This window comes from Pseudomonas sp. St316, assembly GCF_018325905.1.
GTDB lineage: Bacteria > Pseudomonadota > Gammaproteobacteria > Pseudomonadales > Pseudomonadaceae > Aquipseudomonas.
Genome location: NZ_AP021901.1, coordinates 2,606,772 through 2,631,493 on the forward strand (window position 1 = coordinate 2,606,772; position 24,722 = coordinate 2,631,493).

The 24,722-nt window shown below is 62.7% G+C and carries 22 protein-coding genes; 16 read left to right on the forward strand and 6 right to left on the reverse strand.

Going from position 1 to position 24,722, the window contains the following annotated elements:
- Positions 1 to 9: 9 nt before the first annotated feature.
- On the reverse strand, positions 10 to 963 hold the full coding sequence (locus KI237_RS11845) for an endonuclease/exonuclease/phosphatase family protein (protein ID WP_212799957.1): 954 nt from the start codon (positions 961 to 963) through the stop codon (positions 10 to 12).
- A gap of 161 nt (positions 964 to 1,124) precedes the next feature.
- On the opposite strand from KI237_RS11845, the gene KI237_RS11850 reads away from it, so the two are divergent.
- Positions 1,125 to 1,604, forward strand: a complete 480-nt coding sequence (locus KI237_RS11850) for a VOC family protein (protein WP_212799958.1) — start codon at positions 1,125 to 1,127, stop codon at positions 1,602 to 1,604.
- 472 nt (positions 1,605 to 2,076) lie between these two features.
- Here the strand turns inward: KI237_RS11850 and KI237_RS11855 are convergent, their stop codons facing one another.
- Positions 2,077 to 2,478, reverse strand: a complete 402-nt coding sequence (locus tag KI237_RS11855; protein WP_212799959.1) for a RidA family protein — start codon at positions 2,476 to 2,478, stop codon at positions 2,077 to 2,079.
- A 132-nt stretch (positions 2,479 to 2,610) separates the two neighbouring features.
- On the opposite strand from KI237_RS11855, the gene KI237_RS11860 reads away from it, so the two are divergent.
- Complete coding sequence (locus KI237_RS11860; protein ID WP_212799960.1) at positions 2,611 to 3,537, forward strand: LysR family transcriptional regulator; 927 nt, start codon at positions 2,611 to 2,613, stop codon at positions 3,535 to 3,537.
- Between the two features lie 32 nt (positions 3,538 to 3,569).
- Complete coding sequence (locus KI237_RS11865; protein ID WP_212799961.1) at positions 3,570 to 3,962, forward strand: GFA family protein; 393 nt, start codon at positions 3,570 to 3,572, stop codon at positions 3,960 to 3,962.
- Between the two features lie 5 nt (positions 3,963 to 3,967).
- Here the strand turns inward: KI237_RS11865 and KI237_RS11870 are convergent, their stop codons facing one another.
- From KI237_RS11870 to KI237_RS11885, 4 genes are all read right to left on the reverse strand, one after another.
- The gene (locus tag KI237_RS11870; RefSeq protein ID WP_212799962.1) at positions 3,968 to 5,416 is read right to left on the reverse strand and encodes an aldehyde dehydrogenase family protein; all 1,449 of its coding nucleotides are present in this window, start codon (positions 5,414 to 5,416) and stop codon (positions 3,968 to 3,970) included.
- 205 nt (positions 5,417 to 5,621) lie between these two features.
- Complete coding sequence (locus KI237_RS11875) at positions 5,622 to 6,803, reverse strand: NAD(P)/FAD-dependent oxidoreductase (protein WP_212799963.1); 1,182 nt, start codon at positions 6,801 to 6,803, stop codon at positions 5,622 to 5,624.
- A gap of 160 nt (positions 6,804 to 6,963) precedes the next feature.
- Positions 6,964 to 7,368 carry a RidA family protein gene (locus KI237_RS11880; protein WP_212799964.1) on the reverse strand — a complete coding sequence of 135 codons (405 nt, stop codon included), beginning with the start codon at positions 7,366 to 7,368 and terminating at the stop codon, positions 6,964 to 6,966.
- On the reverse strand, positions 7,358 to 8,494 hold the full coding sequence (locus KI237_RS11885) for a DSD1 family PLP-dependent enzyme (RefSeq protein ID WP_212799965.1): 1,137 nt from the start codon (positions 8,492 to 8,494) through the stop codon (positions 7,358 to 7,360). The genes KI237_RS11880 and KI237_RS11885 overlap by 11 nt, the downstream gene beginning before the upstream one ends.
- A 95-nt stretch (positions 8,495 to 8,589) precedes the next feature.
- Between KI237_RS11885 and KI237_RS11890 the strand changes: the two genes are divergently transcribed.
- From KI237_RS11890 to KI237_RS11950, 13 genes are all read left to right on the forward strand, one after another.
- Positions 8,590 to 9,474, forward strand: a complete 885-nt coding sequence (locus KI237_RS11890) for a LysR family transcriptional regulator (RefSeq protein WP_212799966.1) — start codon at positions 8,590 to 8,592, stop codon at positions 9,472 to 9,474.
- Positions 9,475 to 10,062: 588 nt separating this feature from the next.
- On the forward strand, positions 10,063 to 10,731 hold the full coding sequence (locus tag KI237_RS11895) for a haloacid dehalogenase type II (RefSeq protein ID WP_212799967.1): 669 nt from the start codon (positions 10,063 to 10,065) through the stop codon (positions 10,729 to 10,731).
- Between the two features lie 36 nt (positions 10,732 to 10,767).
- Positions 10,768 to 12,042: an NAD(P)/FAD-dependent oxidoreductase gene (locus tag KI237_RS11900; protein WP_212799968.1), complete on the forward strand. Its 1,275-nt coding sequence runs from the start codon at positions 10,768 to 10,770 to the stop codon at positions 12,040 to 12,042.
- Positions 12,043 to 12,126: 84 nt separating this feature from the next.
- Complete coding sequence (locus tag KI237_RS11905) at positions 12,127 to 13,770, forward strand: ABC transporter substrate-binding protein (RefSeq protein ID WP_212799969.1); 1,644 nt, start codon at positions 12,127 to 12,129, stop codon at positions 13,768 to 13,770.
- A 43-nt stretch (positions 13,771 to 13,813) separates the two neighbouring features.
- Positions 13,814 to 14,770 (forward strand): ABC transporter permease, encoded by a 957-nt coding sequence (locus KI237_RS11910; protein ID WP_212799970.1) that lies wholly within the window; start codon positions 13,814 to 13,816, stop codon positions 14,768 to 14,770.
- Positions 14,767 to 15,642, forward strand: a complete 876-nt coding sequence (locus KI237_RS11915) for an ABC transporter permease (protein WP_212799971.1) — start codon at positions 14,767 to 14,769, stop codon at positions 15,640 to 15,642. Before KI237_RS11910 ends, KI237_RS11915 begins: the two co-directional genes overlap by 4 nt.
- 1 nt (position 15,643) lies before the next feature.
- Positions 15,644 to 17,488, forward strand: a complete 1,845-nt coding sequence (locus KI237_RS11920) for an ABC transporter ATP-binding protein (RefSeq protein WP_212799972.1) — start codon at positions 15,644 to 15,646, stop codon at positions 17,486 to 17,488.
- Positions 17,485 to 17,793 (forward strand): (2Fe-2S)-binding protein, encoded by a 309-nt coding sequence (locus KI237_RS11925; RefSeq protein WP_109755489.1) that lies wholly within the window; start codon positions 17,485 to 17,487, stop codon positions 17,791 to 17,793. The genes KI237_RS11920 and KI237_RS11925 overlap by 4 nt, the downstream gene beginning before the upstream one ends.
- Positions 17,775 to 19,166 (forward strand): FAD/NAD(P)-dependent oxidoreductase, encoded by a 1,392-nt coding sequence (locus tag KI237_RS11930; RefSeq protein ID WP_212799973.1) that lies wholly within the window; start codon positions 17,775 to 17,777, stop codon positions 19,164 to 19,166. Before KI237_RS11925 ends, KI237_RS11930 begins: the two co-directional genes overlap by 19 nt.
- Positions 19,163 to 20,320, forward strand: coding sequence for an NAD(P)/FAD-dependent oxidoreductase (locus KI237_RS11935; protein ID WP_212799974.1), 1,158 nt, complete (start codon positions 19,163 to 19,165; stop codon positions 20,318 to 20,320). The genes KI237_RS11930 and KI237_RS11935 overlap by 4 nt, the downstream gene beginning before the upstream one ends.
- On the forward strand, positions 20,317 to 21,474 hold the full coding sequence (argE, locus tag KI237_RS11940; RefSeq protein ID WP_212799975.1) for an acetylornithine deacetylase: 1,158 nt from the start codon (positions 20,317 to 20,319) through the stop codon (positions 21,472 to 21,474). The genes KI237_RS11935 and argE overlap by 4 nt, the downstream gene beginning before the upstream one ends.
- 269 nt (positions 21,475 to 21,743) lie before the next feature.
- A complete protein-coding gene (locus KI237_RS11945; protein ID WP_212799976.1) occupies positions 21,744 to 23,201 on the forward strand; it encodes an NAD-dependent succinate-semialdehyde dehydrogenase in 1,458 nt (485 codons plus the stop codon).
- Between the two features lie 40 nt (positions 23,202 to 23,241).
- On the forward strand, positions 23,242 to 24,321 hold the full coding sequence (locus KI237_RS11950) for a tartrate dehydrogenase (RefSeq protein WP_212799977.1): 1,080 nt from the start codon (positions 23,242 to 23,244) through the stop codon (positions 24,319 to 24,321).
- Positions 24,322 to 24,722: the final 401 nt, after the last annotated feature.

Below are 24,722 nucleotides of genomic sequence, written 5' to 3' on the forward strand. Positions count from 1 at the left end.
TCGGTTTCTTCAGTACTGCAGGTCGTAGAGCACCGGGTAATGATCACTGCGCAACGCCTGTCCCCGAAAAATACGCAGTACTTCATCGTGCCCCTGCACTTTGAGTCCATCGGCATTGCGAATCAGCTGGCGATCATGCAGCAAGGACTTCTTGATTTGCACTGCGGCTTCACAGTATCCACGCGCCACGACGCCCTCATGGACGTAGGCGTAGTCCAACTGTGAGGGGATGGCGAAATTACCGTAGCCCAGGTCTCCGCCCAAGAGGCTCGAGACGTATTGATCGATCGGTGTATAGGAGCGACTCACCTCGTCCAGCTTCTTGTAGTCCTTTTTGGCCTGGGTTTCGGTGGAGCGGATGGTGACGTGCGTGAAGCCGCTGCCTTCGGGGAACACCGCGTTCATCCTGGTTGCACCCCGGTAGGCGGAGATGCTCTTGGGGGCTGAGCTATAGGGGGTGTTGAGGTCGCCGCCGAAAAATACCAGGCGTTGAAAATCGCCTTCATGGATAGAACCGAGTTCCTGCATGTCCCCCAGTATCTGCGGCCAGGCGTTTCTTGAGGCATTGGCATGGCAGAAGGCGAATGTGTTGCCTGCATCGTCGGTCAGTAGCAACGTGGCGCGCCTGGCTTCTGGGCCCAACGGCCAAATGTGGCGTTCCTTGAATTCGTTGGCCCGGTCCGTGCGCACGAAAACCATGGAACCCAGCGTGGTGCTTTTGCGCGCGCCACCGTCCTGGTCGAGGGATGACTTGAGGATATAGTGCTGGCTCAGGTCATTGACCAGCCGATCATTGGGGTTGCCGGTGCTGCCTACTTCAAACAGGGCGACAATGTCCGGGTTGTCCTGTTGCAGGACCAGTTTGAGCGTGGCCAGTTTTTCCTGGTAGGCATCGCTCATCTTGCCGCCGGCCTGGTTGTTCAGGTGCTGGGTATTCCAGATCAGTATTTTGCATTTGGCCACGGCGTTCGCTCCATGAATGCTGCGCGAAGCAGTATAGATCAAAGGGGAGCGTTAGCCGGCGGGGCCTTGAAAAGCGCTTCGGCCCGACCGGTTGGCGGGTTTTTTCCAGCTTCCAGGCAGGCTGCTAGACTTTATCGTCCAGTCCCTTTCGGAGAACCGGAATGAATAATAAAAACAGGATTTGTCTCTGGTACGACGGCACCGCCCAGGAAGCGGCAGAGTTCTACGCAAGAACCTTTCCCGACAGTGCGGTGAGCGCTATCCATCATGCCCCGGGCGATTATCCGTCGGGCAAGCAGGGCGACGTGATCACCGTGGAATTCACGGTGATCGGCATCCCTTGCGTCGGCCTCAACGGCGGGTCGGCGTTCAAGCACAGCGAGGCTTTTTCATTTCAGATCGCAACTGAAGACCAGGCCGAAACAGACCGTTTGTGGAACGCGATTATCGACAACGGCGGAGAGGCAAGCGTCTGTGGTTGGTGCAAGGACAAGTGGGGGCTGTCGTGGCAGATCAGCCCCCGTGTGTTGCTCGAAGCGGTCGCCAGTGCCGACAAAGCCGCCGCCAAGCGTGCCTTCGAGACCATGATGACGATGACCAAGATCGACATTGCCGCGATTGAAGCGGCGGTGAAAGGCTAGCTGGCGAATCACTGCCATTGCCCTGTGGGAGCGCGCCTTGCTCGCGAAGACGGTGGGTCAGTCAATTTCAATGCTGGCTGATCCGGCGCTATCGCGAGCAGGCTCGCTCCCACATGGGTGGGTGATGACTTCGATTTTTCGACCAGCGCAGATCCTCCTGTGGGAGCGCGCTTGAAGACGGTGGGTCAGTCAATTTCAATGCTGGCTGATCCGGCGCCATCGCGAGCAGGCTCGCTCCCACATGGGTGGGTGATGACTTCGATTTTTCGACCAGCGCAGATCCTTCTGTGGGAGCGCGCTTGAAGACGGTGCGTCAGTCAACTTCAATGCTGGCTGATCCGGTGCCATCGCGAGCAGGCTCGCTCCCACAGGGTTATGCGGCGGGTCGATATTTTGTGGCTGCCGAAGATCCAGTGTGGGAGCGAGCTTGCTCGCGATGACGGCAGCACAGCCAACATCGATGCAAGCTGACCTACAGCGGGGTTCCAGGCAACCTGGCAATCACCTTGATCTCGAACTGAAACCCATACAGCCACGTCACGCCCACCGCCGTCAGCGTTGGATGCGGCGCGTTGCCCCAGAACTCGGGCACGACGCTCCAGACCCGCTCGAAGTTCGACTCGGGATCGACCATGAAGACCGTAACGTCCACCACATCGTCAAAGCTGCAATCGGCCGCGGCGAGTATCGCCTTCAGGTTGTTGAAGGCCAGTCGAACCTGAGCTTGCAGGTCAGGCTCGGGCGAGCCTTCTTCGGTGCTACCCACCTGTCCCGAAACGAACAGAAAACCATTGGAACGAATCGCCGGCGAATAGCGATTGCGCTCATAAAGCGCCTGGCGTCCGGGCGGAAAAACTACATCACGCTGTGTCATGAATACCTCCATCAAAGAGTGGCTTGCAAACGATGAACTCACTCTAGGGGCTTGTGTCCGCGCGATAAACGAGCAACCTTGGCGATCACTGTTTGTAGAATCCAAACAATCGGATCGACACCCGAGGCACAAATGGATCGTTTTGATGCGATGCAAGCGTTCGTTCGAGTGGTGGAGGCAGGCAGCTTCACCAAGGCGGCGGAAACCCTGCACATGAGCAAGACCACCGTGACCCAACTGGTGCAGCAGCTCGAGGCACGGTTGCGGGTCAAGTTGCTCAACCGCACCACGCGTAAAGTCAACGTCACCGCCGACGGCGCGGTTTATTACGAGCGGGTGATCCGGCTGCTGGCCGACATGGACGATGCCGAGACCAGCGTGTCCGGCGCCCAGGCGCTACCTCGCGGGCGACTGCGTGTGGACGTGCCGAGCCCACTGGCGGCGATGATCCTGATACCGGCCTTGCCGGCGTTCTACGCGCGATACCCGGACATCCAGATCGACATGGGCGTCAGTGATCGCATTGTCGACATGCTCGATGAAAACGTCGATTGCGTGGTGCGCGGCGGTGAGTTGAGGGATCAGTCGCTGGTCGCCCGGCGCGTCGGTGATCTCGCCCTCGGCGTTTTCGCCGCCCCGAGTTACCTGGCACGGTTTGGCCTGCCCGCGCATCCGCGAGAACTGGAAGATTCGCACCACCGCACCGTGGGTTTCCTGTGGGCACGCACCGGCAAATTCTTGCCCTACGCCATGCGCCGTGACGGTGAGCTGCTTCACGTCAAAGGCCGCTACGCGCTGGCCATCGACGACGGCAACGCCTACCTCGCGGCCGGTTTGGCAGGGCTGGGCGTGCTCTGGCTGCCCAAGTACATGTCCAGGCCTCATCAAGCGCAGGGTGGGTTAGTGCCGCTGTTCGAAGACTGGCACCTGGAGCCGATGCCGCTTTATCTGGCCTATCCTCCGAACCGGCACATCAGCGCCAAGCTGCGGGTGTTCATCGATTGGGTCGTGGAACTGATGGCGCAACATGCGCCTATCATTGATCGACACGTATCGTGAAACCCGACTGTCCAGTTCTAGAGGAGCCCTCCATGGACCGATTCACCGGCGGTTGCCTATGCGGCAATGTTCGTATCCAGGCCTCGGGCCGTCCGTATCGCGTTGGCCTCTGTCACTGCCTCGATTGTCGCAAGCATCACGGCGCGCTCTTCTACGCTGCCGCCGTGTTCCCCCAGGATGCCGTGACGATCGAAGGTGAAACACGGGACTATGCCGGACGCTTTTTCTGTCCGCGCTGTGGCTCGTCGCTGTTCGCCCGCTCGGCTGACGAAATAGAAGTGCACCTGGGGACCCTGGACGCCCCCGATCAACTGATGCCCACCTACGAAAGCTGGACCGTGCGCCGCGAGTCATGGCTGCCGGCGTTTCCGTTCACCCGACACTACGTACATGATCGCGAGGGTACGGGCCGGGCCGAGGAGTAGGGCGGTCATTCGAAACCGACAATCGCCTTGATCTCCAGATACTCCTCGAACCCGTGAACCCCATACTCACGGCCATTGCCTGAGCGCTTGTAGCCGCCGAACGGCGCCATGGGATTCCACGCCGGGTAGTTCAACAGCACTTGTCCTGCGCGGATACGCGACGCGACGGCGCGCGCAAGCTCAAGGTCCTGGCCCTGGACATGCGCGCCGAGCCCATAGACGGTGTCATTGGCGATGGCGACGGCTTCATCCACCGTGTCATAGGGAATGATGCACAGCACCGGGCCGAAGATTTCTTCCTGGGCGATGCGCATGCTGCTGTCGACCTGCGAGAAGACCGTAGGGCGGGTGTAGAAGCCTTGTTCAAAACCCTCCGGGCGCCCAGGGCCGCCGCACACAAGCTTGGCCCCTTCATGCAAGCCGACTTCGATCATGGTTTGCACCCGATTGAACTGGGCCTCGTTGGCGATGGGGCCGAGTACGGTTTCTTCCGATCGTGGGTCGCCGACGATGATCGCGTTGGCAGTCGCGGCAGCCAGCGCTTCGACTTCCGCCGAGCGATTTCGTGGCACGATCATTCGGGTCGGCGCGCTGCACGACTGGCCGACATTGCGGAACGCCGACATCACGCCAGGTGGCACGGCTTTGGCGAAGTCAGCGTCCGGCAGCAACACGTTCGGGGATTTGCCGCCCAGTTCCTGGGTGACGCGTTTTACCGTTGGCGCGGCGGCCTGGGCCACCAGTGCGCCGGCGCGGTTCGAGCCGGTGATGGAGATCAGGTCGATGTCGGGGTGCGCCGCCATGGCTGCGCCGACCTCGGCACCGCTGCCGTTCACCAGGTTGAAGACGCCGGCAGGCAGGCCGGCGTCATGCACCAATTGTGCGAAGAGAAGGGCACTGAGGGGCGACAGTTCGCTGGGTTTCAACACCACCGTGCAACCGGCGGCAATCGCCGGGGCGACTTTGGCGGTGATTTGGTACAGCGGCCAGTTCCACGGCGTAATGAGGCCGCAGACGCCGATGGGTTCGCGTTGAATGGCCGTGCCCTGCTCAAGCTTCCGGAAGTTGTAAGTGGACAGCACATCGCGGGCCACCCGAACGTGTTCGGCGGCCAGCGGCACTTGCATGGCCCGTGCGAAGCCGATGGCCGCGCCCATTTCCAGCGAGAGCACCTGGGCCAGTTCTTCCTTGCGCTCAAGCATCAGCCCATGGATCTTTCCAAGGATCGCCACGCGTGTATCCACCGAAGTGGCGGACCAGCCGGGAAACGCTGCGCGAGCTGCCGCGACCGCGCGGTCAACGTCCTCGCTTGAGCCGCGAGCGACCTCGGCAATGACTTGCTCGGTCGCGGGATTGATCACCGGCAGCGTGGCCGGGTATGCCGCAGACTGCCAGTCACCATTGATATAGAACTGCTGGGACGTAGGCGGGTTGTTCAAAAATGGGGTGGTCATCCAACGGGCTCCCATAGAGCGGTGATAGCACTGCCGGCGACAGATCCTGAGGCCGTTTTCTTCTCGATAAACTAACAAAGCGGCCCGGATGGGATATGCCGTTCTCAAGCCTGGCAAAGAAGAATCTGCTGTATCTGCCGGGCTAACTGGGCAAAAAAAATGGCGGCGCCCGTCCGGGGCAAAAAAGCGCGCCCGGTCGCTTGCGTCAAATGAGTCGGCCGGTGCCAGGTGTGCTCACCTGAGGCATTGTCAGGGCTGTCGGTTCGGTAAACCTGCGGATATCAAAAGGGCTGATCAGGGTGCCGGTGTTGCCGGTGCTGATCAGCTCGGCCATGACGTCGCCGACGCCCGGGCCGAGCTGGAAGCCATGCCCGCAGAAACCAAAGGCATAGAACAACCCCTTGACCTTGCCGCTTGGGCCCATGATCGGCAGTGAGTCTGGCGTATAGCTTTCGATGCCGCTCCACACCCGGATAATGTTCAGGTTCGCCACCCCAGGCAGCAGGCGGCTCATCTGCTGCATCTGGTTGAGCAGGCTCTCGGGCTTGAAGTAGGCACGACGGTTGATCATGTCCGGTTTGCAACGGTTGCCGCCGCCGATGATGAGGTTGCCCCGGGGGATCTGCCGGAAATAAATCACCTCTTCCTTTATCTTGGTGAACACGCCGATCACCGTCGGCAAGGCATAGGGTACCGGTTCGGTGACCGACATCTGCGGGCCATTGGCTTGCAATGGCACGGCTTCGTCAAATTGTTCGGACAGCTTTGCCCCCCACGCCCCTGCCGTGATCAGCAGTTGTTCTGCAATGAACAATTGGCCATCGGTGGTGGCCACGTGGAATTCGTCGTTCACCTTTTGTACTGCGGCGACTTCCGTTCGCTCGCACACACTTGCCCCGGCCCGTGTCGCCGCGCGGGCAAATGCCGGTGCGGCCAAGCGCGGGTTGGCGTGGCCGTCGTGAGGGGCATACGAGCCACCTTTGACCTGCGGGCCGAGGAATGGGAAACGCGCATGCAAAGCCTTGCCGGTGATGATCTGCAAGTCCAGCTCGCGGGCTTCGGGGGCGGCGGCGTAGGCTTCAAGTTCGGCGATTTCGTCTTCGCGATAACAGACGCGCATATGGCCGCTGGGGATGAACTCCAGGTCATCGCCAATCAACTCGGGGAGCCGTTTCCACAACCCGTACGAGCGATTGGACAGTTCCAGTTGGCCGAGGAATCGCCCCTGGCGTCGCACGTTGCCGAAATTCACCCCACTGGCATATTGGCCGATCAGGTCGCGTTCCAGCAGGGTCACCGAGTGCCCACGCTGGCGCAGGAAAAACGCCGACGCCGAGCCCATGATGCCGCCGCCTATAATCAGTACATCGCTTTTTTGTGGCTTCATGATATTCCCTCGAACATCCTCGATAGCGGTTCAATTGCAGCAAGGTCAGGCCCAACCTCCGTGGCGAGGGAGCTTGCTCCCGCTGGGGCGCGCAGCGGCCCCAAAAGCGGTGAGCGCTTCGCGCTCAAGCGGGAGCAAGCTCCCTCGCCACGGGTTCATCTCATGCCGTTGGGTAGGGGGGCGCACATGCCAGCGCTTCGATTTCGATCAGGTACCCATGGTGCAAGGCCGGCACGGGCACCACCGCGCGCGCAGGTCGGTGTGCGCCCAGATAGCGGGCGTAGATCCGGTCGAACGCTGGCCAGTGTTCAATGCCGGCGACATAGACCGTCACTTTCAGCAGGTCGCTCGGACGACGACCCGCGGCGCCAAGAATCGCCATCAGGTTATCCAGGGCGATGGCGGCTTGTACCTCGAACGGTTGGTCGACACTGTGGCCGCCATCGGCACGTACCGGCAGTTGCCCGGACACGTACAAGACGCCTTCGTGCGAGACCGCCTGGGAGTAATGTCCACCCGCAGCGGCCGCCCGGGTGGTCTGGATCAACTCGATTTCACCAGCCATGCAGACGACTCCAGGTGTGCACCTGGCCGAAGACATCGCAGGCGTGGTAATCAGGGAATTGCGCACCGGTGGCGCAGGCGTGGTTGGGCAGGATGCGCAGGCGACTGCCGATGGGAAAACGCTCGGTGATAGCGACGTCCCCAGGGCTGGAAAGGGTGACGATGCCGTGCTCCTGGTTGGCGCTGGTGAGCAGCGCGCCCTCGATCCAGGCGCCGGCTTCGCTGCACACTTGTCCATAGCCGAAATCCCGCTGCTGGCGCTGTGTCCCCCGGTCCCGGCTCATGGCCATCCAGCCGGCATCGGTGATGATCCAGCCTTTGTCCGGCTGATGCCCGATGACGGTGGTCAGTACGCTCAGCGCCAATTCATCTGCCTGGCAAACACCGATGTTGTGCATCACTAGGTCGAAGAACACATAGACGCCGGCGCGGACCTCGGTCACGCCTTCCAGGCTCACCGCCGACAATGCCGTGGGTGTCGAGCCGATGCTGACTTGCGGGCAGGCCAGCCCGGCTGCGCGGATGCGTTGGGCGGCGCTGACGCAGAGGTGGCGTTCTTGTTCGGCCAAGGCTTGCAGCGCTTGGGGCGTATCGAGCTCGTAGCTGGACCCGGCGTGGGTCATGACGCCGCACAGCTGCATGCCGCCTTCGCTGAGTCGCCGCGCGATGTCGACCAGTGCATCGTCTTCAACGCGCACGCCGGAGCGATGACCGTCGCAATCGATCTCGATCCAGACCTCGAAACGTTCGTCGTGCTGCCTGCCGAAATCGACGATGGCCTGCGTCGCCGCCAGGCTGTCGGTCAAGATGCTCAAGCGACAGCCCTTGCGCCGCAGCGTCAGGGCCTGGGCCAGTTTGCCGGGCGCCATGGACACGGCATAAAAGATGTCGTGGATGCCTTCGGCGAAGCAATGCTCGGCTTCCTTGAGGGTGGACACGGTGATTGCCCTGGCGCCTGCTGCGATCTGCGCTTGAACCACCGGCAGGCATTTGCTGGTTTTGATATGTGGGCGCAGACGCACTCCCAAGGCGTCCATGCGGTGTTGCATGCGCTGGATATTGCGCTGCATTCGCGGCACATCGATGAGCGCGACCGGGGTATCGAGGGAAGCAATTGAGACGGGCATGAGCGAGGCTCGCAGGTGAAAGACAGGCTCGACTCTACTCAGTCATCGTAAAGTCGTGGTTCAATGCGATGTCATCAATCATTAAGTTAAACTGAATGATCAGCTTCGAAGACCTGCGCATGGCCGTGGCGCTGGCACACTGCGAATCGTTGAGCGCTGCTGCCCGGGCCCTCAATGTCTCGCCACCGGCGTTGTCCATGCGCTTGCGCAAACTGGAGACGCTGCTGGGGCTGACGTTGGCCAACCGCGACGCCCGACGGCTGAGCCTGACCGCCGACGGCGAGCGTTTCTCGCGTCAGAGCGCGCTGTTGCTGGAACAACTGGAGGCGCTTCCCGAGTCGTTCAAGCAGCAAGACGATCAACTGGCTGGCACCCTCAGGTTGGCAGCGCCGTTCGGCTATGGCCGCCAACGCCTCGCGCCGCTGCTGGCCCGTTTTGCCAGGTTGCATCCGCAGCTCTGCCTGCACCTGGATCTACGGGAAACGCCCTGGCCTGACCGTCATGACAGCGATGCGGTGATTCACATCGGTCACCTGAGCGACAGTCAGTGGGTCGCTCGCCTCCTCACGCACAATGACCGTTGGCTGTGCGCGAGCCCTGCTTACCTGGAGCAGAACGGCACACCGCGAGTGCCGGAGCAACTCGCCGAGCATCGCTGCATCTGTATTCGTGAAAACGATGAAGATGTCACCCTGTGGCACCTGCGCAATGCGCACGGGCGCAGGACCCTGCGGATCAACCCTGCCATGTTGAGCAACGATGGCGGCGTGGCCCGACGCTGGGCCGAACAGGGCCTGGGGTTGGTGCTGCGTTCGCAATGGGATGTCAGCGAAGCCATCGCCGACGGCAGGCTGGTGCGGGTGCTCGCCGATTGGCAATTCGACAGCGCCCCGATCAACCTGCTGGTACCCTCGCGCAAACTGCGCAGCGCGCGGGTACAGGCGTTGGTGAGTTTTCTTGAGGCCGAACTGAAGGCCTGAATAGGGCACTGTTCCTACCGACCCACCGCTTTCGCGAGCAGGCTCGCTCCCACAGTGGATCGGCGGCGTTCCTTGATCCTGTGCCCACCACCATCCCCTGTGGGAGCGAGCCTGCTCGCGATGGCGCCGGCCCATTAAACACAATGGCAAGCAGGTCCACTGCTTTCGCGAGCAAGCTCGCTCCCACAGGGATTTATGCTGGCCTGGAACTCACTGACCGCCACAAATCCCCTGTGGGAGCGAGCTTGCTCGCGATGGTGGCAGCCCATTCGACAAAGATGCCGAAGCTGCCCACCCAAGGCGTAGATTCTGCCGCAAACGACCTGGCGCAGGCCGGTTTGGCGCACCATAACGGCTCTCAAACCCACAGAAACACGGGCACGACGCCCACGCCTGGAGCATCCCGCAAAGTCTGCTGAGCGAGCCCCGCAAAACGGTGGTTTGTACCAAGCGGCCGGTATTTTTAACGATTTATCCACGGTCTCATGGTGTTGTAATGAAAACGTGATGCAGCGTTGCACCGATGCCTCACGAAGGGCGCCATCGTTCGCCTCGTCGAGCCTTCAACAACAATCCAGGACCGCACTCATGAGCTTTCTTCGACCCAAGTACATCACCTTCGACTGCTACGGCACGTTGACCAATTTCCAGATGGGCACCATGACCCGCGAGCTGTTCGCCGACCGTGTCGATGCTGGGCAGATGGACCAGTTCGTCAAGGATTTCTCCGCTTATCGCCTGGACCAGGTGATGGGTGACTGGCGGCCCTATGATGAAATCATCAAGACCTCCCTGATGCGGGTCTGCAAGCGTTGGGGCGTTGAATATCGTGGCGAAGGCCAGCTCTATTACGACGCCGTGCCAACCTGGGGCCCCCATGCCGATGTACCGGCGGGCTTGTCGAAAATCGCCGACAAGATCCCCCTGGTGATTTTTTCCAACGCGATGGACGAGCAGATCATGTCCAACGTCGACAAGCTTGGCGCACCTTTCCATAAAGTCTTCACGGCCCAACAGGCCCAGGCCTACAAGCCGCGCCTGGCCGCTTTCGAATTCATGCTCGATAACCTTGGCTGCGGACCGGAAGACGTCCTGCATGTGTCGTCGAGCTTCCGCTACGACCTGATGTCGGCCCACGACATGAAGATCAAGCACAAAGCCTTCGTCGCCCGCGGTCATGAACAACCGGCCAACGCTGCCTTTGGCTACCACCAGATCCCGGACATCGGCGCATTGCCCGCTCTGGTCGGGCTCTGAGTCTCGACGCACGTTTGAAGGCGAAAGGGGTTAGACATGGGCAGTGAGTCCTATTGGCTCGACACCGCACCAGCGTTCGCCGGTGCTCAGCTCGGCGGATTGCCCGGGCAGGTCGATGTCGCCATCGTCGGTGGCGGCTTCACCGGTCTGGCGGCGGCGCGGGCCCTGGCCTTGAAGGGGGCCAGCGTGGCGGTGCTGGAAGCGGGCAGGGTGATTGGCGAGGCGTCTGGGCGCAACGGCGGGCATTGCAGTACCGGCGTGGCCCAGGATTACGCGGCACTCACCGCCAGCCTCGGCGCCGACAAGGCTCGGGCGTATTACCAAGCCTATGAAAGCGCCGTGCAGAGCGTCGTCACGCTGGTGGAGCAAGAACGGATTGCTTGCGACCTCAAGCGCAACGGCAAGCTCAAGCTGGCCGCCAAGCCGATGCACTACGAAGGGTTGGCGCGCACCTGCGAATTGATCCGCAAGGAAGTCGATGCCGAGGTCGAGTTGCTGTCGGCCCAGGAGACGCGGGCGGAAGTCAATTCAGCGCAGTTTCACGGTGGCCTGTTGCAGCGCAATGGTGTGCAGATGCACATCGGGCGTTTCGGCGTCGGCCTGGCCGAAGCGGCCGCCCGTCACGGTGCGTTGATCTTCCAGGGCGTGGCGGTGCAGGACTGGAAGGCCAGTGCCGGCGGTTATCGAGTCAATACCAGCAAGGGGACGCTGCAGGCCTCGCAAATATTGTTGGCGACCGGCACCTGCCAGCAGGGCGGCCTGGGCTGGTATCGGCGGCGGATCGTACCGGTGGGCAGTTTCGTGATCGCCACCGAGGTGCTGTCGCCCGCGCTGATCGACAGCCTGCTGCCGGCCCGGCGTTCTTATGTCACCAGCCGCATGATCGGTAACTACTTTCGCCTGACGCCGGACAACCGCCTGCTGTTTGGCGGTCGGGCACGGTTTGCCATGTCCGACAGCGTGTCCGACGCCAAGAGCGGCAAGGTGCTGCAAGCCGCCATGGTGCAGATGTTCCCGCAGTTGGCGAACACCCGGATCGACTATTGCTGGGGCGGCCTGGTGGACATGACCTCCGACCGCCTGCCCCGGGCCGGCCAGCATGGCGGGGTTTATCACTCCATGGGCTACAGCGGCCACGGTGTGCAGATGTCGGTGCACATGGGGCAGGTCATGGCCGAGGTCATGGCCGGCAAGGTCGAGGCCAACCCTTGGCGCGAACTGGACTGGCCGGCCATTCCCGGGCACTTCGGCAAGCCCTGGTTCCTGCCGCTGGTCGGCGCGTATTACCGCCTGCAGGACTATTTGCACTGAGTCTCATGGCGTCGCTTGGCGTTGCAACCACAGTGCGTTTACGCACGTAACGAGCCCTATCATTTTCCGAAAGGTAGAACTGACATGAGTGACACTAAAAACGGCATCAAAGACCAGTTGATCACCGGTACAGAAAGTCTGCGTGTTTTCGAAGGGCTCAACCGCGGCATGTCGCGCCGCCATGCATTGCAGATGCTCGGGCTGGCGGGCGTGGCCGCAGCCGGTGCCGGTAGCCTGTTCGGCGCCGCCGGCAAGTTGCTTGCCGATGAGCAGGCAACCCCCGGCAAAGGCAAGCCCGGCGGGCGTATCCGTGTCGCCGGTATCTCCAGTTCCACCGCCGATACCCTGGACCCGGCCAAAGGCTCATCGTCCACGGACTACGTGCGCCACTACATGTTCTACAACGGCCTGACGCGTTTCGACAGCCACATGGTGCCGCAACTGGAACTGGCCGAACGCATCGACACCACCGACGCCACGCTCTGGGTGATTACCCTGCGCAAGGAGGTGACCTTCCACAACGGCAAGGGTCTCACCGCCGCGGATGTGGTGTTTTCCCTGTTGCGGCACAAGGACCCGATCACCGGTTCCAAGGTCTTGCCGCTGGCCGAGCAGTTTGCCGAGGTCAAGGCCACCGGTACCCATGAAGTGCAGATACGCCTGAGCGGCCCGAATGCCGAGCTGCCATCGATCCTGGCCGTCTCCCACCTGTTGATCGTCCCTGAGGGCACCACCGACTTCAACCAGGGCATCGGCACCGGCCCGTTCAAGGTCAAGGAGTTCAAGCCGGGGGTGCGTTCCATCGGTGCGCGCAACACCAACTACTGGAAGCCTGGCCTGCCGTACCTGGACGAAATCGAATTCATCGGCATCGCCGACGAGCCGTCACGGGTCAATGCATTGCTGTCGGGCGACGTGCAGATCATCAACGAGGTCAACCCGCGCTCGACCACGCGCATCAAGGACAGCACCACCCATCGCGTGGTGGACTCGCCGTCGGGTAACTACACCGACCTGATCATTCGCCAGGACCAGATGCCCGGCCAGAGCCCGGAGTTCACCGAGGCGATGAAACTGCTGCTGGATCGCGAACAGGTCAAGTCGGCGATCTTCCGTGGTTTCGCCAGGGTCGGTAACGATCACCCGATTGCGCCTGGCTCACGCTTCTACAACGCCGACCTGCCGCAACGGGCCTACGATCCGGAAAAGGCCCGTTTCCTGCTGAAGAAGGCCGGCATGGAGAGCATCAGCATGCCGCTGATGTGCTCGCCAGCCGCCACCGGTTCGGTCGACGTTGCGGTGCTGTTGCAGCAATCGGCCAAGGAGGCCGGGCTCAAACTCGACGTCAATCGGCTGCCGAGCGACGGCTACTGGTCCAACCACTGGGCCAAGCACCCATTGAGCTTCGGCAATATCAACCCGCGGCCTAACGCCGACATGTTGTTCTCGCAGTTCTTCCAGTCCACGGCGCCGTGGAACGAATCCGGCTGGAAAAACCCGCAGTTCGACCAGTTGCTGATCCAGGCTCGCGGTGAAACCGATGAGGCCAAGCGCGGGCAGATGTATGCCGACATGCAGACCCTGGTGCATGACCACAGCGGCATCGGCATCCCGGTGTTCATCAGCAACATCGATGGCGTCGACCAACGCGTCAAAGGTTATGGCACCAACCCGCTGGGCGGTTTCATGGGCTATATGTTCGCCGAGCAAGTCTGGCTTGACGCTTGATGCGTGTTGTCTGGCGGCGTGACATGGCACAAGGGGTAGGGCGATGAATAGCAACACACTTTGGTTGATCGGCCGGCGCCTGGGCGCCGCGGTCGTGACCCTGTTGATCGTATCGATGGTGGTGTTCGCCATTACGGCGGTGTTGCCGGGAGACGCGGCGCAACAGTCCCTTGGACAATTCGCCACGCCTGAGCAAGTGGCGGCCCTGCGGGTGAAGATGGGCCTGGACCAACCGGGTGTGTTGCGCTACCTGCACTGGTTGATGAGCCTGCTCAGCGGTGACATGGGCATGTCGATTTCCAACGCCACGCCGGTCAGCGAGTTAATGGCCGGCCGTGTCCCCAATACCCTGATGCTGGCGACGGCCACGGCGCTGGTGTCGGTGCCGGTGGCGCTGGTCTTGGGCATTGGCTCGGCGATGGGGCGAGGGGGGCGCATCGACGGCTTCCTGAGCTTCTTCACCCTGACGATGGTGGCGGTGCCGGAGTTCCTGGTCGCCACCCTGGCGGTGCTGATTTTCGCGGTGAACCTGGGCTGGCTTTCGGCGCTGTCCTATTCCAGCGAGATCACCTCGCCGCTGCAATTCATGCGCACCTATGCCTTGCCGGTGATGACCCTGTGCTGCGTCATCGTCGCGCAAATGGCGCGCATGACCCGGGCGGCGGTGATCGATCAACTCGACAGCCCCTACGTGGAAATGGCCCGCCTCAAAGGCGTGAGTCCGGTGCGTGTGGTGCTGCGCCATGCCTTGCCCAATGCCATCGGGCCGATCGCCAATGCCATCGCCTTGAGCCTGTCCTACCTGCTGGGCGGGGTGGTGATCGTCGAGACGATTTTCAACTATCCCGGCATCGCCAGCCTGATGGTCGATGCCGTGACCAACCGCGACATGGCGTTGGTCCAGGCCTGCACCATGCTGTTTTGTACGGCGTACCTGGCGTTGGTGCTGGTGGCTGACCTGTGCGCGATCCTGTCCAATCCGAGGCTGAGAAACCAATGAACAATCTCATTGTGAAATCCCCGCCTGCGGCGCCCGAACTGGCCTTGGGCAAGGTGTCGCGCAAAACGCCCTGGCTCGGCCTGATTGGCGCCGCGATGTGTGTGATCTGGTTGCTGGTGGCTATCTTCGGGCCATGGCTGGCACCCCATCCCGTAGGGGAAGTGGTCTCCGACAACGTCTTTGACACCCTCAGCGCCACTTATCCGCTGGGCACCGATTATTTGGGCCGCGACATGCTCAGCCGCATTCTCGTAGGCGCGCGCTTCACGGTGGGCTTGGCGTTGGTGGCGGCAGTCCTGGCCAGTGGGCTGGGCACCAGTTGCGCTCTGCTGTCGGTGGTTTCGCCGAAGTGGCTGGACGAGCTGATCAGCCGACTGATGGACGCCTTTATTTCGATCCCGAGCAAGATGCTGGCGCTGATCATGGTCTCGGCGTTCGGCTCGTCGGTGACCTTGCTGATCTGCACGGCGGTACTCAGTTTCACCCCGGGGGCGTTTCGTATCGCCCGCAGCATGGCGGTGAACATCGAGGCGCTGGAATACGTGCAGGTGGCCCGTACCCGTGGCGAACGTCGGCTGTACATCGCCTGTGTGGAAATCCTTCCCAACATCCTCAATCCGGTGCTGACCGATCTGGGCCTGCGCTTCGGCTTCATCGTCCTGCTGCTCAGCGGCATGAGCTTCCTCGGCCTGGGCGTGCAGCCGCCGGATGCCGACCTGGGGTCGCTGGTGCGGGAAAACATCGGCGGCCTCAACCAGGGCGCGCCGGCCATCGTGATTCCAGCTCTGGCCATCGGCACCCTGACCATTGGCGTCAATCTGTTTATCGACCGCTTGTCTTCGCGGCGTAACCGACGTACGGGAGGCCATTGAGATGAGCCAATTGATCCGAGTCGAGAACTTGCGCGTGGTCGCCTGTGGCGAGCGCAGCGAGGTGGAAATCGTCAAGGGCGTGAGTTTCTCCCTGGAAAAAGGTGAAGTGCTGGCGCTGATCGGCGAGTCTGGTTCGGGCAAGACCACCATCGCCCTGGCGCTGCTCGGTTATGCCCGGCGCGGTTGTCGCCTGGCCGGAGGCGTGGTGCAGATTGGCGAGCACGACATGCTCGCCTTGAGTGAGCGCGAGCTGCAAGGCCTGCGCGGCAACCGGGTGTCGTACATCGCCCAAAGCGCCGCGGCGGCGTTCAACCCGGCCAAGAAACTCATCGACCAAGTGGTGGAAGGGGCGTTGATCCATGGCCTGGGCAGCCGGGCCGTGCTCGAAGCCAAGGCCATCGAACTGTTCCGTGACCTGGCGTTGCCGAATCCCGAGCGCATCGGCCAGCGCTATCCCCATCAAGTGTCCGGCGGGCAACTGCAACGGGTGATGGCGGCCATGGCGTTGATCAGCGATCCGCTGCTGGTGGTGCTCGATGAGCCGACCACGGCCCTCGATGTGACGACCCAGATCGACGTACTGCGCGCCTTCAAGCGGGTGGTGCGCGAGCGTGGCGCGACGGCGGTCTACGTGTCCCACGACCTGGCCGTCGTGGCGCAGATGGCCGACCAGATCGTGGTGCTCAACGGCGGGCAGATTTTCGAACAGAGCGCCACCGCGCCACTGCTCAAGGGCCCGGCTCATGCCTACACCCGCAGCCTGCTGGCGGCGGCACGGCCAGACACGACGATTCGCCCGCCGTGCGGTGTGGCCGCAGACACGCCGCTGCTGACCATCAAGGGCTTGACCGCTGGCTACGGCAACAAGAACCAGCACGGCATGCCGGCGATCCGGGTGCTCGAAGACATCGACCTGACCGTGCGCAGGGGCGAGGCCATCGGTGTGATCGGAGAGTCCGGCTCGGGCAAGTCCACCTTGGCGCGGGTGGTGGCGGGGTTGTTGACCCCGGCCCTGGGCGGGCTGACGTTTGACGGTCAGCCCCTGGGTGGCAGTCTGGCCGAACGCACGGACGAACAGTTCCGGCGCATTCAAATGGTGTTCCAGAATGCCGACACCGCGCTCAACCCGATGCACAGCATCAGCACTATCCTGAGCCGGCCGTTGAAGATGTATTTCGGCCTCAAGGGCGCGGCGCTGCGTGAGCGTATCGGCGAGTTGCTCGACCTGGTGCGTCTGCCAAGGGACATGGCCGAGCGCCGCCCGAGCGAACTCTCCGGCGGACAGAAACAGCGGGTCAACCTGGCCCGGGCGCTGGCGGCCAAGCCGGACCTGATCCTGTGCGATGAAGTGACCTCGGCGCTGGACACGGTGGTCGGCGCGGCGATCCTTGAACTGCTGCGCGACCTGCGCCAGCAACTGGGGGTGTCCTACCTGTTCATCAGCCATGACATCTCCACGGTGCGGGCGTTGTGCGACGACATCGTGGTGATGTACAGCGGCCACAAGGTCCAGGCGGGCACCCGGCAATCGTTCGCCCAGGCGCCGTTCCATCCCTACACCGACCTGCTGATCCACTCGGTACCGGAGATGCGTCAGGGGTGGCTGGAAAGCTGTGGCGCCACCACCTGCGGCACGCTGCCGGCGTTGGGCGCGCGCGCCGAGGTGCCGCAGCTGTGCACCTTCCTCAATCGCTGCCCGGTGCGGGTCGACGGCCTCTGCAACCACACCGCGCCGCCCCGACGGATCATCGACGGCGGCAGCGAGGTGCTCTGTCATCACGACAGTGCCGAGCTGCTCAAGCGCCAACAGGATTCAAACAGCATGATCGTGGGAGCCTACGCATGAACGCGCGTTTCGTGAGGTTGGCCGAACAGGGCCGGCCCATCGTCAAATTGAAAGTGGATGGCGTCCCGATCGAGGCGTTGCAGGGCGACACCTTGATGGTCGCATTGCTGACCCACGGCCCGGCGTTGCGCCAGTCGGAATTCGATCCGGGCAGCCGGGCCGGTTTCTGCCTGATGGGCGCCTGCCAGGATTGCTGGGTCTGGACCCGTAGCGGCGAACGCCTGCGGGCCTGCTCCAATGAAGTACGCGAAGGACTGGACATCATCACTCAACAACCGGAGGCGATATGGCCACTGCGCGGCTGAACACGCATCGAGTCGTCATCGTCGGCGCCGGACCGGCCGGCATCCGTTGTGCCCAGACCTTGGTGGCGGCGGGCTTCAAGCCGATCCTGATCGACGAAAACCGTCGCGATGGCGGGCAGATCTATCGGCGCCAGCCCGACGGGTTCACCCGCAGCTACGCCACGCTCTACGGCACCGAAGCGGACAAGGCCCGTGACCTTCACGAAAGCTTCGACCGCCTGCGTCCACAGATCGACTATCGCCCCGATACGCTGGTATGGAACCTGACGCCCGGACAACTGTGCTGCGTCAGCCAGGGCCAGCACACGACGGTGGATTACGACGCGCTGATCCTGTGCACCGGCGCCACCGACCGCTTGATGCCCATTGAGGGCTGGCAGTTGGGCGGTACCTACAGCCTCGGCGGCGCGCAGATCGCCTTGAAGGCCCAGGCAGTTTCCATTGGCCACCGGGTGGTGTTCATGGGCAGCGGGCCGTTGCTGTACCTCGTTGCCAGTCAATACGTAAAAGCCGGGGCCAATGTTGCGGCGGTGCTGGACACTTCGCCGTTGAGCCAGCGCATCAAAGCCCTGCCCAAACTCATGGCGCGCCCGGGCTTGCTGTTCACCGGCATGAAACTGTTGGCGCAGTTGTATCGGGCGAAGATTGCTGTGCACCTGGGTATTTCGCCGCTGCAAATTCTGGGAGAGGCGAGCAGCGGCGTCAGCGGCGTGCGGATCCGTACCACGAGCGGGGAAACCTTGACGGTGGCGTGCGACGCGGTAGCACTGGGTTATCACTTGCGCCCGGAAACCCAACTGGCTGACCTGGCGGGCTGTCGCCTGCGTTTTGACGAGGCCTCCAGCCAATGGCTGCTGGACACGGACGAAGAGGGCCGAACCTCGGTCAGCGGCGTCTACGCCGCCGGTGACGGCTCGAAGATCCGTGGCGCCGATGCCGCCGAGCACGCCGGTTGCCTGGTCGCCCTGGCGTTGTTGAGCGATCTGCAGCAGCCGGTGGACGCCGCACTCGTCGCCGAACAGCGCCAGGCGCTCAAGGTGATGGACGCGTTTCGCCTCGGCCTGGCCCAGGCGTTTCCCTGGCCGGCGGCACAGGCCAAGGCCTTGCCGGACGAGGCCATCGTTTGCCGCTGCGAGATGATCAGCGCCGGCGAGCTGCGCCGTACCGTCAGCGAAAAGGGCGCCTGTGAAGTCAACCGGGCCAAGGCGTTCAGCCGGGTCGGCATGGGCCGCTGCCAGGGTCGCTATTGTTCCCAGGCCGGGGCCGAAGTGATTGCAGCCGCAGCGGGTGTCCAGGTGCAGGAGGTGGGGCGCCAGCGCGGTCAGGCGCCGGTCAAACCGCTTTCGATGCTCACTCGGGAGGTGACGCCATGACGGTCAATAATAAAGCCGACGTGGTGATTGTCGGCGGCGGCCTGATGGGCTCGGCGGCAGCGTTTTTCCTGCGCCAACGGGGGCAGTCGGTGATCCTGCTGGAGCGTGACCAGATCGGGCAGTACGCCAGCGGCGTGAACTTCGGCAACGTGCGGCGCCAGGGGCGTTTTCTCGGGCAACTGGAACTGGCGAACCGGTCCTGGGCACTGTGGAAACGCCTGCCGGAACTGATCGACGACGACCTGGAGTTCATCGCCAGCGGGCATATGCGCGTGTGTTATCGCGAGGATGAAATACCCGAGCTCGAGGCTTACGCAGCGGCTCCGGAAGCGGCGGAGTTGGACTTGCAGATCTATCGCGGCAGCGAGCTGCATGCGCGTTTTCCGTTTCTCGGCAAGGACGTCAAGGGCGGTTCCTATGCGCCGCACGACGGTCACGCCAACCCGCGCCTGGCGGCCCCGGCGTTCGCCCGGGCGGCACGGCGGCTCGGTGCGCGCATCGAGGAGCGCACCGAGGTGGCCGAGGTACAGAAGCTTGGTGACGGGTTCAGCATCAGCACCACCGACGGTCGCCAGTTCAGCGCTGCCCAACTGTTGATTACCGCGGGCGCTTGGGGCCAGAAGCTCTCGGCGCAATTCGACGAGCCGGTGCCGCTGGAGACCAACGGCCCGCAAATGGCCGTTACCGAGCCGGTGCCTTATGCCTTGCCGACGGTGATCGGTGTGTACACCAAGATTCCCGAAGAGGTGATCTATTTCCGCCAGATTCCCCGAGGCAATATCGTCATCGGCGGCGGCTATCGCAGCAAGCCGGACATGCTCAACCGCCGGGCCTATGTCGAGCCGCGCAGCATCCTCAACCAGTTGGACCAGATGCGCCGCCTGCTGCCGGGTGTCGGCAATCTCAACATCATTCGCGTGTGGAGCGGCATCGAAGGCTACCTACCCGATTCGCTGCCGGTGATGGGGCCCAGTGGCAACGTCGATGGCTTGTACTATGCGTTCGGCTTCAGCGGCCATGGCTTCCAGCTCGGTCCGGGCGTTGGCGATGTCATGGCTGAACTGATCAGCACCGGCAGCACTCGAACGTTCATCGAGCCGTTCTCCATCCGCCGGTTCGCCCTTTGTGCCGAGCAACGGAGCAAGGCCTCATGAAACCCCGCGTGTTAGCCATTTTCGAACGCCTGTTGGCGTTTGAAACGGTCTCTTCAGAATCGAACCTGGCCCTGATCGAGTACGTGCGCGAGCTGTTGCTGGGCAAGGGTATCGAGTCGCTGATCGTCAAGGATGAGAGCGGCAAGAAGGCCAACCTGTTCGCCAGCACCGGCCCGAGTGAGTTGCCCGGGGTCCTGCTGTCTGGGCACACCGACGTGGTGCCGGCGGCAGGGCAGGCCTGGAGCGTTCCGGCGTTCCAGGCGACAGTGCGCGATGGACGCGTCTACGGGCGTGGCAGTTGTGACATGAAAGGTTTCATTGCGCTGGCCATCGACGCCATGCTCGATGCCGCCGACCATTCGTTGAACCGGCCATTGCAACTGGCGCTTTCCCACGACGAGGAGATCGGTTGCGTGGGGGTGCGGCGCCTGCTCGACGTGCTGCACCTGGCGCCGGTGCGACCGTTTTTGTGCGTGATCGGCGAGCCGACCAACATGCAGTTCGTGCTTGGCCACAAGGGCAAGGGTTCCTATCGCACCTACTGTCGCGGCCTGGAAGCGCACTCATCGCTGGCACCGCGCTCGGTCAATGCGATTCACGTGGCCTGCGATTTCATCGCCGCGTTGCGCCAGAGCCAGCAGCAACTGCAGGAGCAGGGCGCCCAGGACGCGGATTACGACGTGCCCTACAGCACCGTGCATGTCGGGCAGATTGTCGGCGGCAAGGCACTGAACATCGTGCCGAACCTGTGCACCCTGGATTTCGAAGTGCGCAATTTGCCGGACGACGACCTGGACCTGTTCCTGGAGCAACTGCGCGAGCGCGCCGAGGTGATCGTGCGTGAAGCCAAGAAACTCTCCAGCGTCGCGGACATCGAGATCGAAACCCTCAACGTCTATCCGGGCCTCGACACCCATCCGAGTGTCGAAGCCGTGCGCTTCCTGAAAAACTTTGCCACCCCGGACACCGGCACCGCCAAGGTCTCCTTCGGCACCGAAGGCGGCCTGTTCAAGCAGCGCCTGGATGTACCCGTGGTGGTCTGCGGCCCAGGCTCCATCGAACAGGCGCACAAGCCCGATGAGTTCATCGAGATCAGCCAGATGGACGCGGGGGAGCGGTTTCTGGAAGGGTTGCTGGGGTCTTTGAAAATCTAAGCCATACACAGAAGAAATGTGGGAGGTACGCCTGTGGGAGCAAAGCTTGCTCGCGATGAGCGATGGCACGGTCTTGACCAGTGTCGCCGGATCCACCGCAATCGCGAGCAAGCTTTGCTCCCACAGGCTTCGGTGTTTGGCCTGGTGCCCCGGTAGAGCCTGCTGCTTCCCCGCAAATTTCAGCATCCAACACTGCCCAAACCCCGCTTTCAGCATCCTGCCCCGCGGCATCTCCCTAGACTGGAGCTACCTCGGAACAGGACGCGACCATGCTCAAGAATCGATTGAAAGACCCCAGCCTGTTGGCAGAACTCGCTTACGTCGACGGTCAGTGGATCAGTGCCGACAACGCCGCCACCCTCGACGTCATTGACCCGGCCACCGGCCAGTTGCTGGCCCGTGTACCGGCGATGCAAGGCGTGGAAACCCGGCGTGCCATCGAGGCCGCCGAGCGGGCCTGGCCCGCGTGGCGCGCGCGTCCGGCGGCGGAGCGGGCAGCGCTGTTGGAGCGCTGGTATCAAGCCATGATGGACAACCTGGACGACCTCGCGCTGATCATGACCTGTGAACAGGGCAAGCCGTTGAACGAAGCCAAAGGCGAGATCCGCTACGGGGCCGGTTTCGCCAAATGGTTTGCCGAAGAGGCCCGGCGGGTCTATGGCGAGACGATCCCGGCGCCCAGCGGCGACCGGCGCCTGCTCACGCTCAAGCAACCGGTGGGCGTCTGCGCCGCCATCACGCCGTGGAATTTTCCCAACGCGATGATCACCCGCAAATGCGCCCCCGCCCTGGCGGCGGGTTGCCCGGTCATCGTCAAACCCTCCGACCTGACGCCTTTGTCGGCCCTGGCCCTGGCGGTGCTGGCCGAGCGGGTCGGGATTCCGGCCGGGGTGTTCAATGTCCTGACGGGTATGCCTGCCGGTATCGGCGAAGAACTGACCGGTAACCCGACGGTGCGCAAGATTTCCTTTACCGGTTCTACGGCGGTCGGGCGCTTGCTGATGCGCCAGAGCGCCGAGCACATCAAGCGCTTGAGTCTGGAGCTGGGCGGAAACGCGCCGTTCATCGTGTTTGACGATGCGGACCTGGAACAGGCAGTGGCCGGCATCATGCTCAGCAAGTTTCGCAACGCCGGCCAGACCTGCGTCTGCGCCAACCGCATCCTGGTGCAGGACGGCATCTACGAACGCTTCGCCGCGCGGCTGGTGGAGGAGGTGGGCAAGCTCAAGGTCGGCAATGGGCTGGAGGCTGACGTGATGATCGGCCCGCTGATCAACCTCGCAGCGGTGAACAAAGTCGCCCGGCACATCGACGATGCGTTGAGCCAGGGCGCGCACCTGCTCTGTGGTGGTGTTCCCGAGGGCGACAGTCAGTTCGTCCAGCCAACGGTACTGGGCGAGGCCCACGCCGGGATGTTGCTGGCCAACGAAGAAACCTTCGGCCCGGTGGCTCCGTTGATGCGCTTTACTACTGAAGAGGAGGCCCTGGCCCTGGCCAATGCCACGCCTTATGGCCTGGGGGCTTACTACTTCACCCAAGACCTGCGCCGCTCATGGCGTTTCGGCGAGGCGCTGGAGTTCGGCATGGTCGGGCTCAATACCGGACTCATTTCCATGGAAGTCGCGCCCTTCGGCGGCATCAAGCAGTCGGGCCTGGGCCGCGAAGGCAGCAAGTACGGTCTGGACGAATACCTTGAAGTCAAGGCCTTCCATATCGGTGGGCTGTGATGCGAACTCCATTTGAACCGACACCAGGGAGCCACGATTGATGAGCAAACCATTTCGAATCGCTGCCATTGCCGGCGATGGCATCGGCAAGGAAGTGTTGCCTGAGGGGCTGCGGGTACTGGAGCAAGCCGCGAAAAAGTGGCAGTTGGCGCTGGACATCGAAGTGCTCGATTGGGCCCATTGCGATTACTACCTGGAGCACGGGCAGATGATGCCCGCCGACTGGTTCGAACAGCTCAAGGGTTTCGACGCGATCTACTTCGGTGCCGTGGGTTGGCCGGACAAGGTGCCGGATCATGTTTCCCTGTGGGGCTCGTTGCTCAAGTTCCGCCGCGACTTCGACCAGTACGTGAACATCCGCCCGGTGCGGCTGTTTCCGGGGGTGCCGTGTCCGTTGGCCGGGCGCAAGGCGGGGGACATCGACTTCGTGGTGATCCGCGAGAACACCGAGGGCGAATACTCGTCGGTCGGCGGCAAAATGTTCGAAGGCACCGAGCATGAGTTCGTGCTTCAGGAGTCGGTGTTCACCCGGCGCGGGGTCGACCGCATTCTGAAGTTCGCTTTCGACCTGGCCCAGACTCGGCCGCGCAAACGCCTGACCGCAGCAACCAAGTCCAATGGCATCTCCATCAGCATGCCGTATTGGGACGAGCGCACGGCCTTGATGGCCGAGCAGTACCCGGAGGTGAAGTGGGACAAGCAACACATCGACATCCTGTGCGCGCGTTTCGTCTTGCAGCCCGACAGGTTTGATGTGGTGGTGGCGTCGAACCTGTTCGGCGACATCCTCTCCGACCTGGGCCCCGCCTGCGCCGGCACCATCGGTATCGCCCCGTCGGCCAACCTGGATCCGCAGCGACGCTACCCCTCGCTGTTCGAACCGGTGCATGGCTCGGCACCCGATATCTATGGGCAGAACATCGCCAACCCGATCGCGATGATCTGGTCCGGCGCCTTGATGCTCGATTTCCTGGGTAACGGCGATGAACGCTACCGCGCGGCCCACGATGGGATTCTCAAGGCCATCGAACAAGTCATCGCCGAAGGCCCCATCACCCCCGACCTGGGTGGACAAGGCTCGACCCAGGATGTTGGCCAGGCCATCGCTGCCGCGCTCTGAGGCGTGATCCCACCTGCGATACTTTTTGCCCGCTCACACTGCGGGCTTTTTTTTGCTGATCCGCCGCCACCCGCCAAAACTCCTTGTGGGAGCGAGCTTGCTCGCGAAAGCGGTAGGTCAGTTTGCGATGGTGTTGGATGTGCCGCCGTCATCGCGAGCAAGCTCGCTCCCACACTGGGGTCTCGGTTGGCCGCAGATTTCACATCCACCACAAATCCCTTGTGGGAGCGAGCTTGCTCGCGATAGCGGTAGGTCAGCTTGCGATGGTGTTGGATGTGCCGCCGTCATCGCGAGCAAGCTCGCTCCCACACTGGGTTCTCGGTTGGCCGCAGATTTCACATCCACCACAAATCCCCTGTGGGAGCAAAGCTTGCTCGCGATGGCGGCGGTACTGTTGCGCT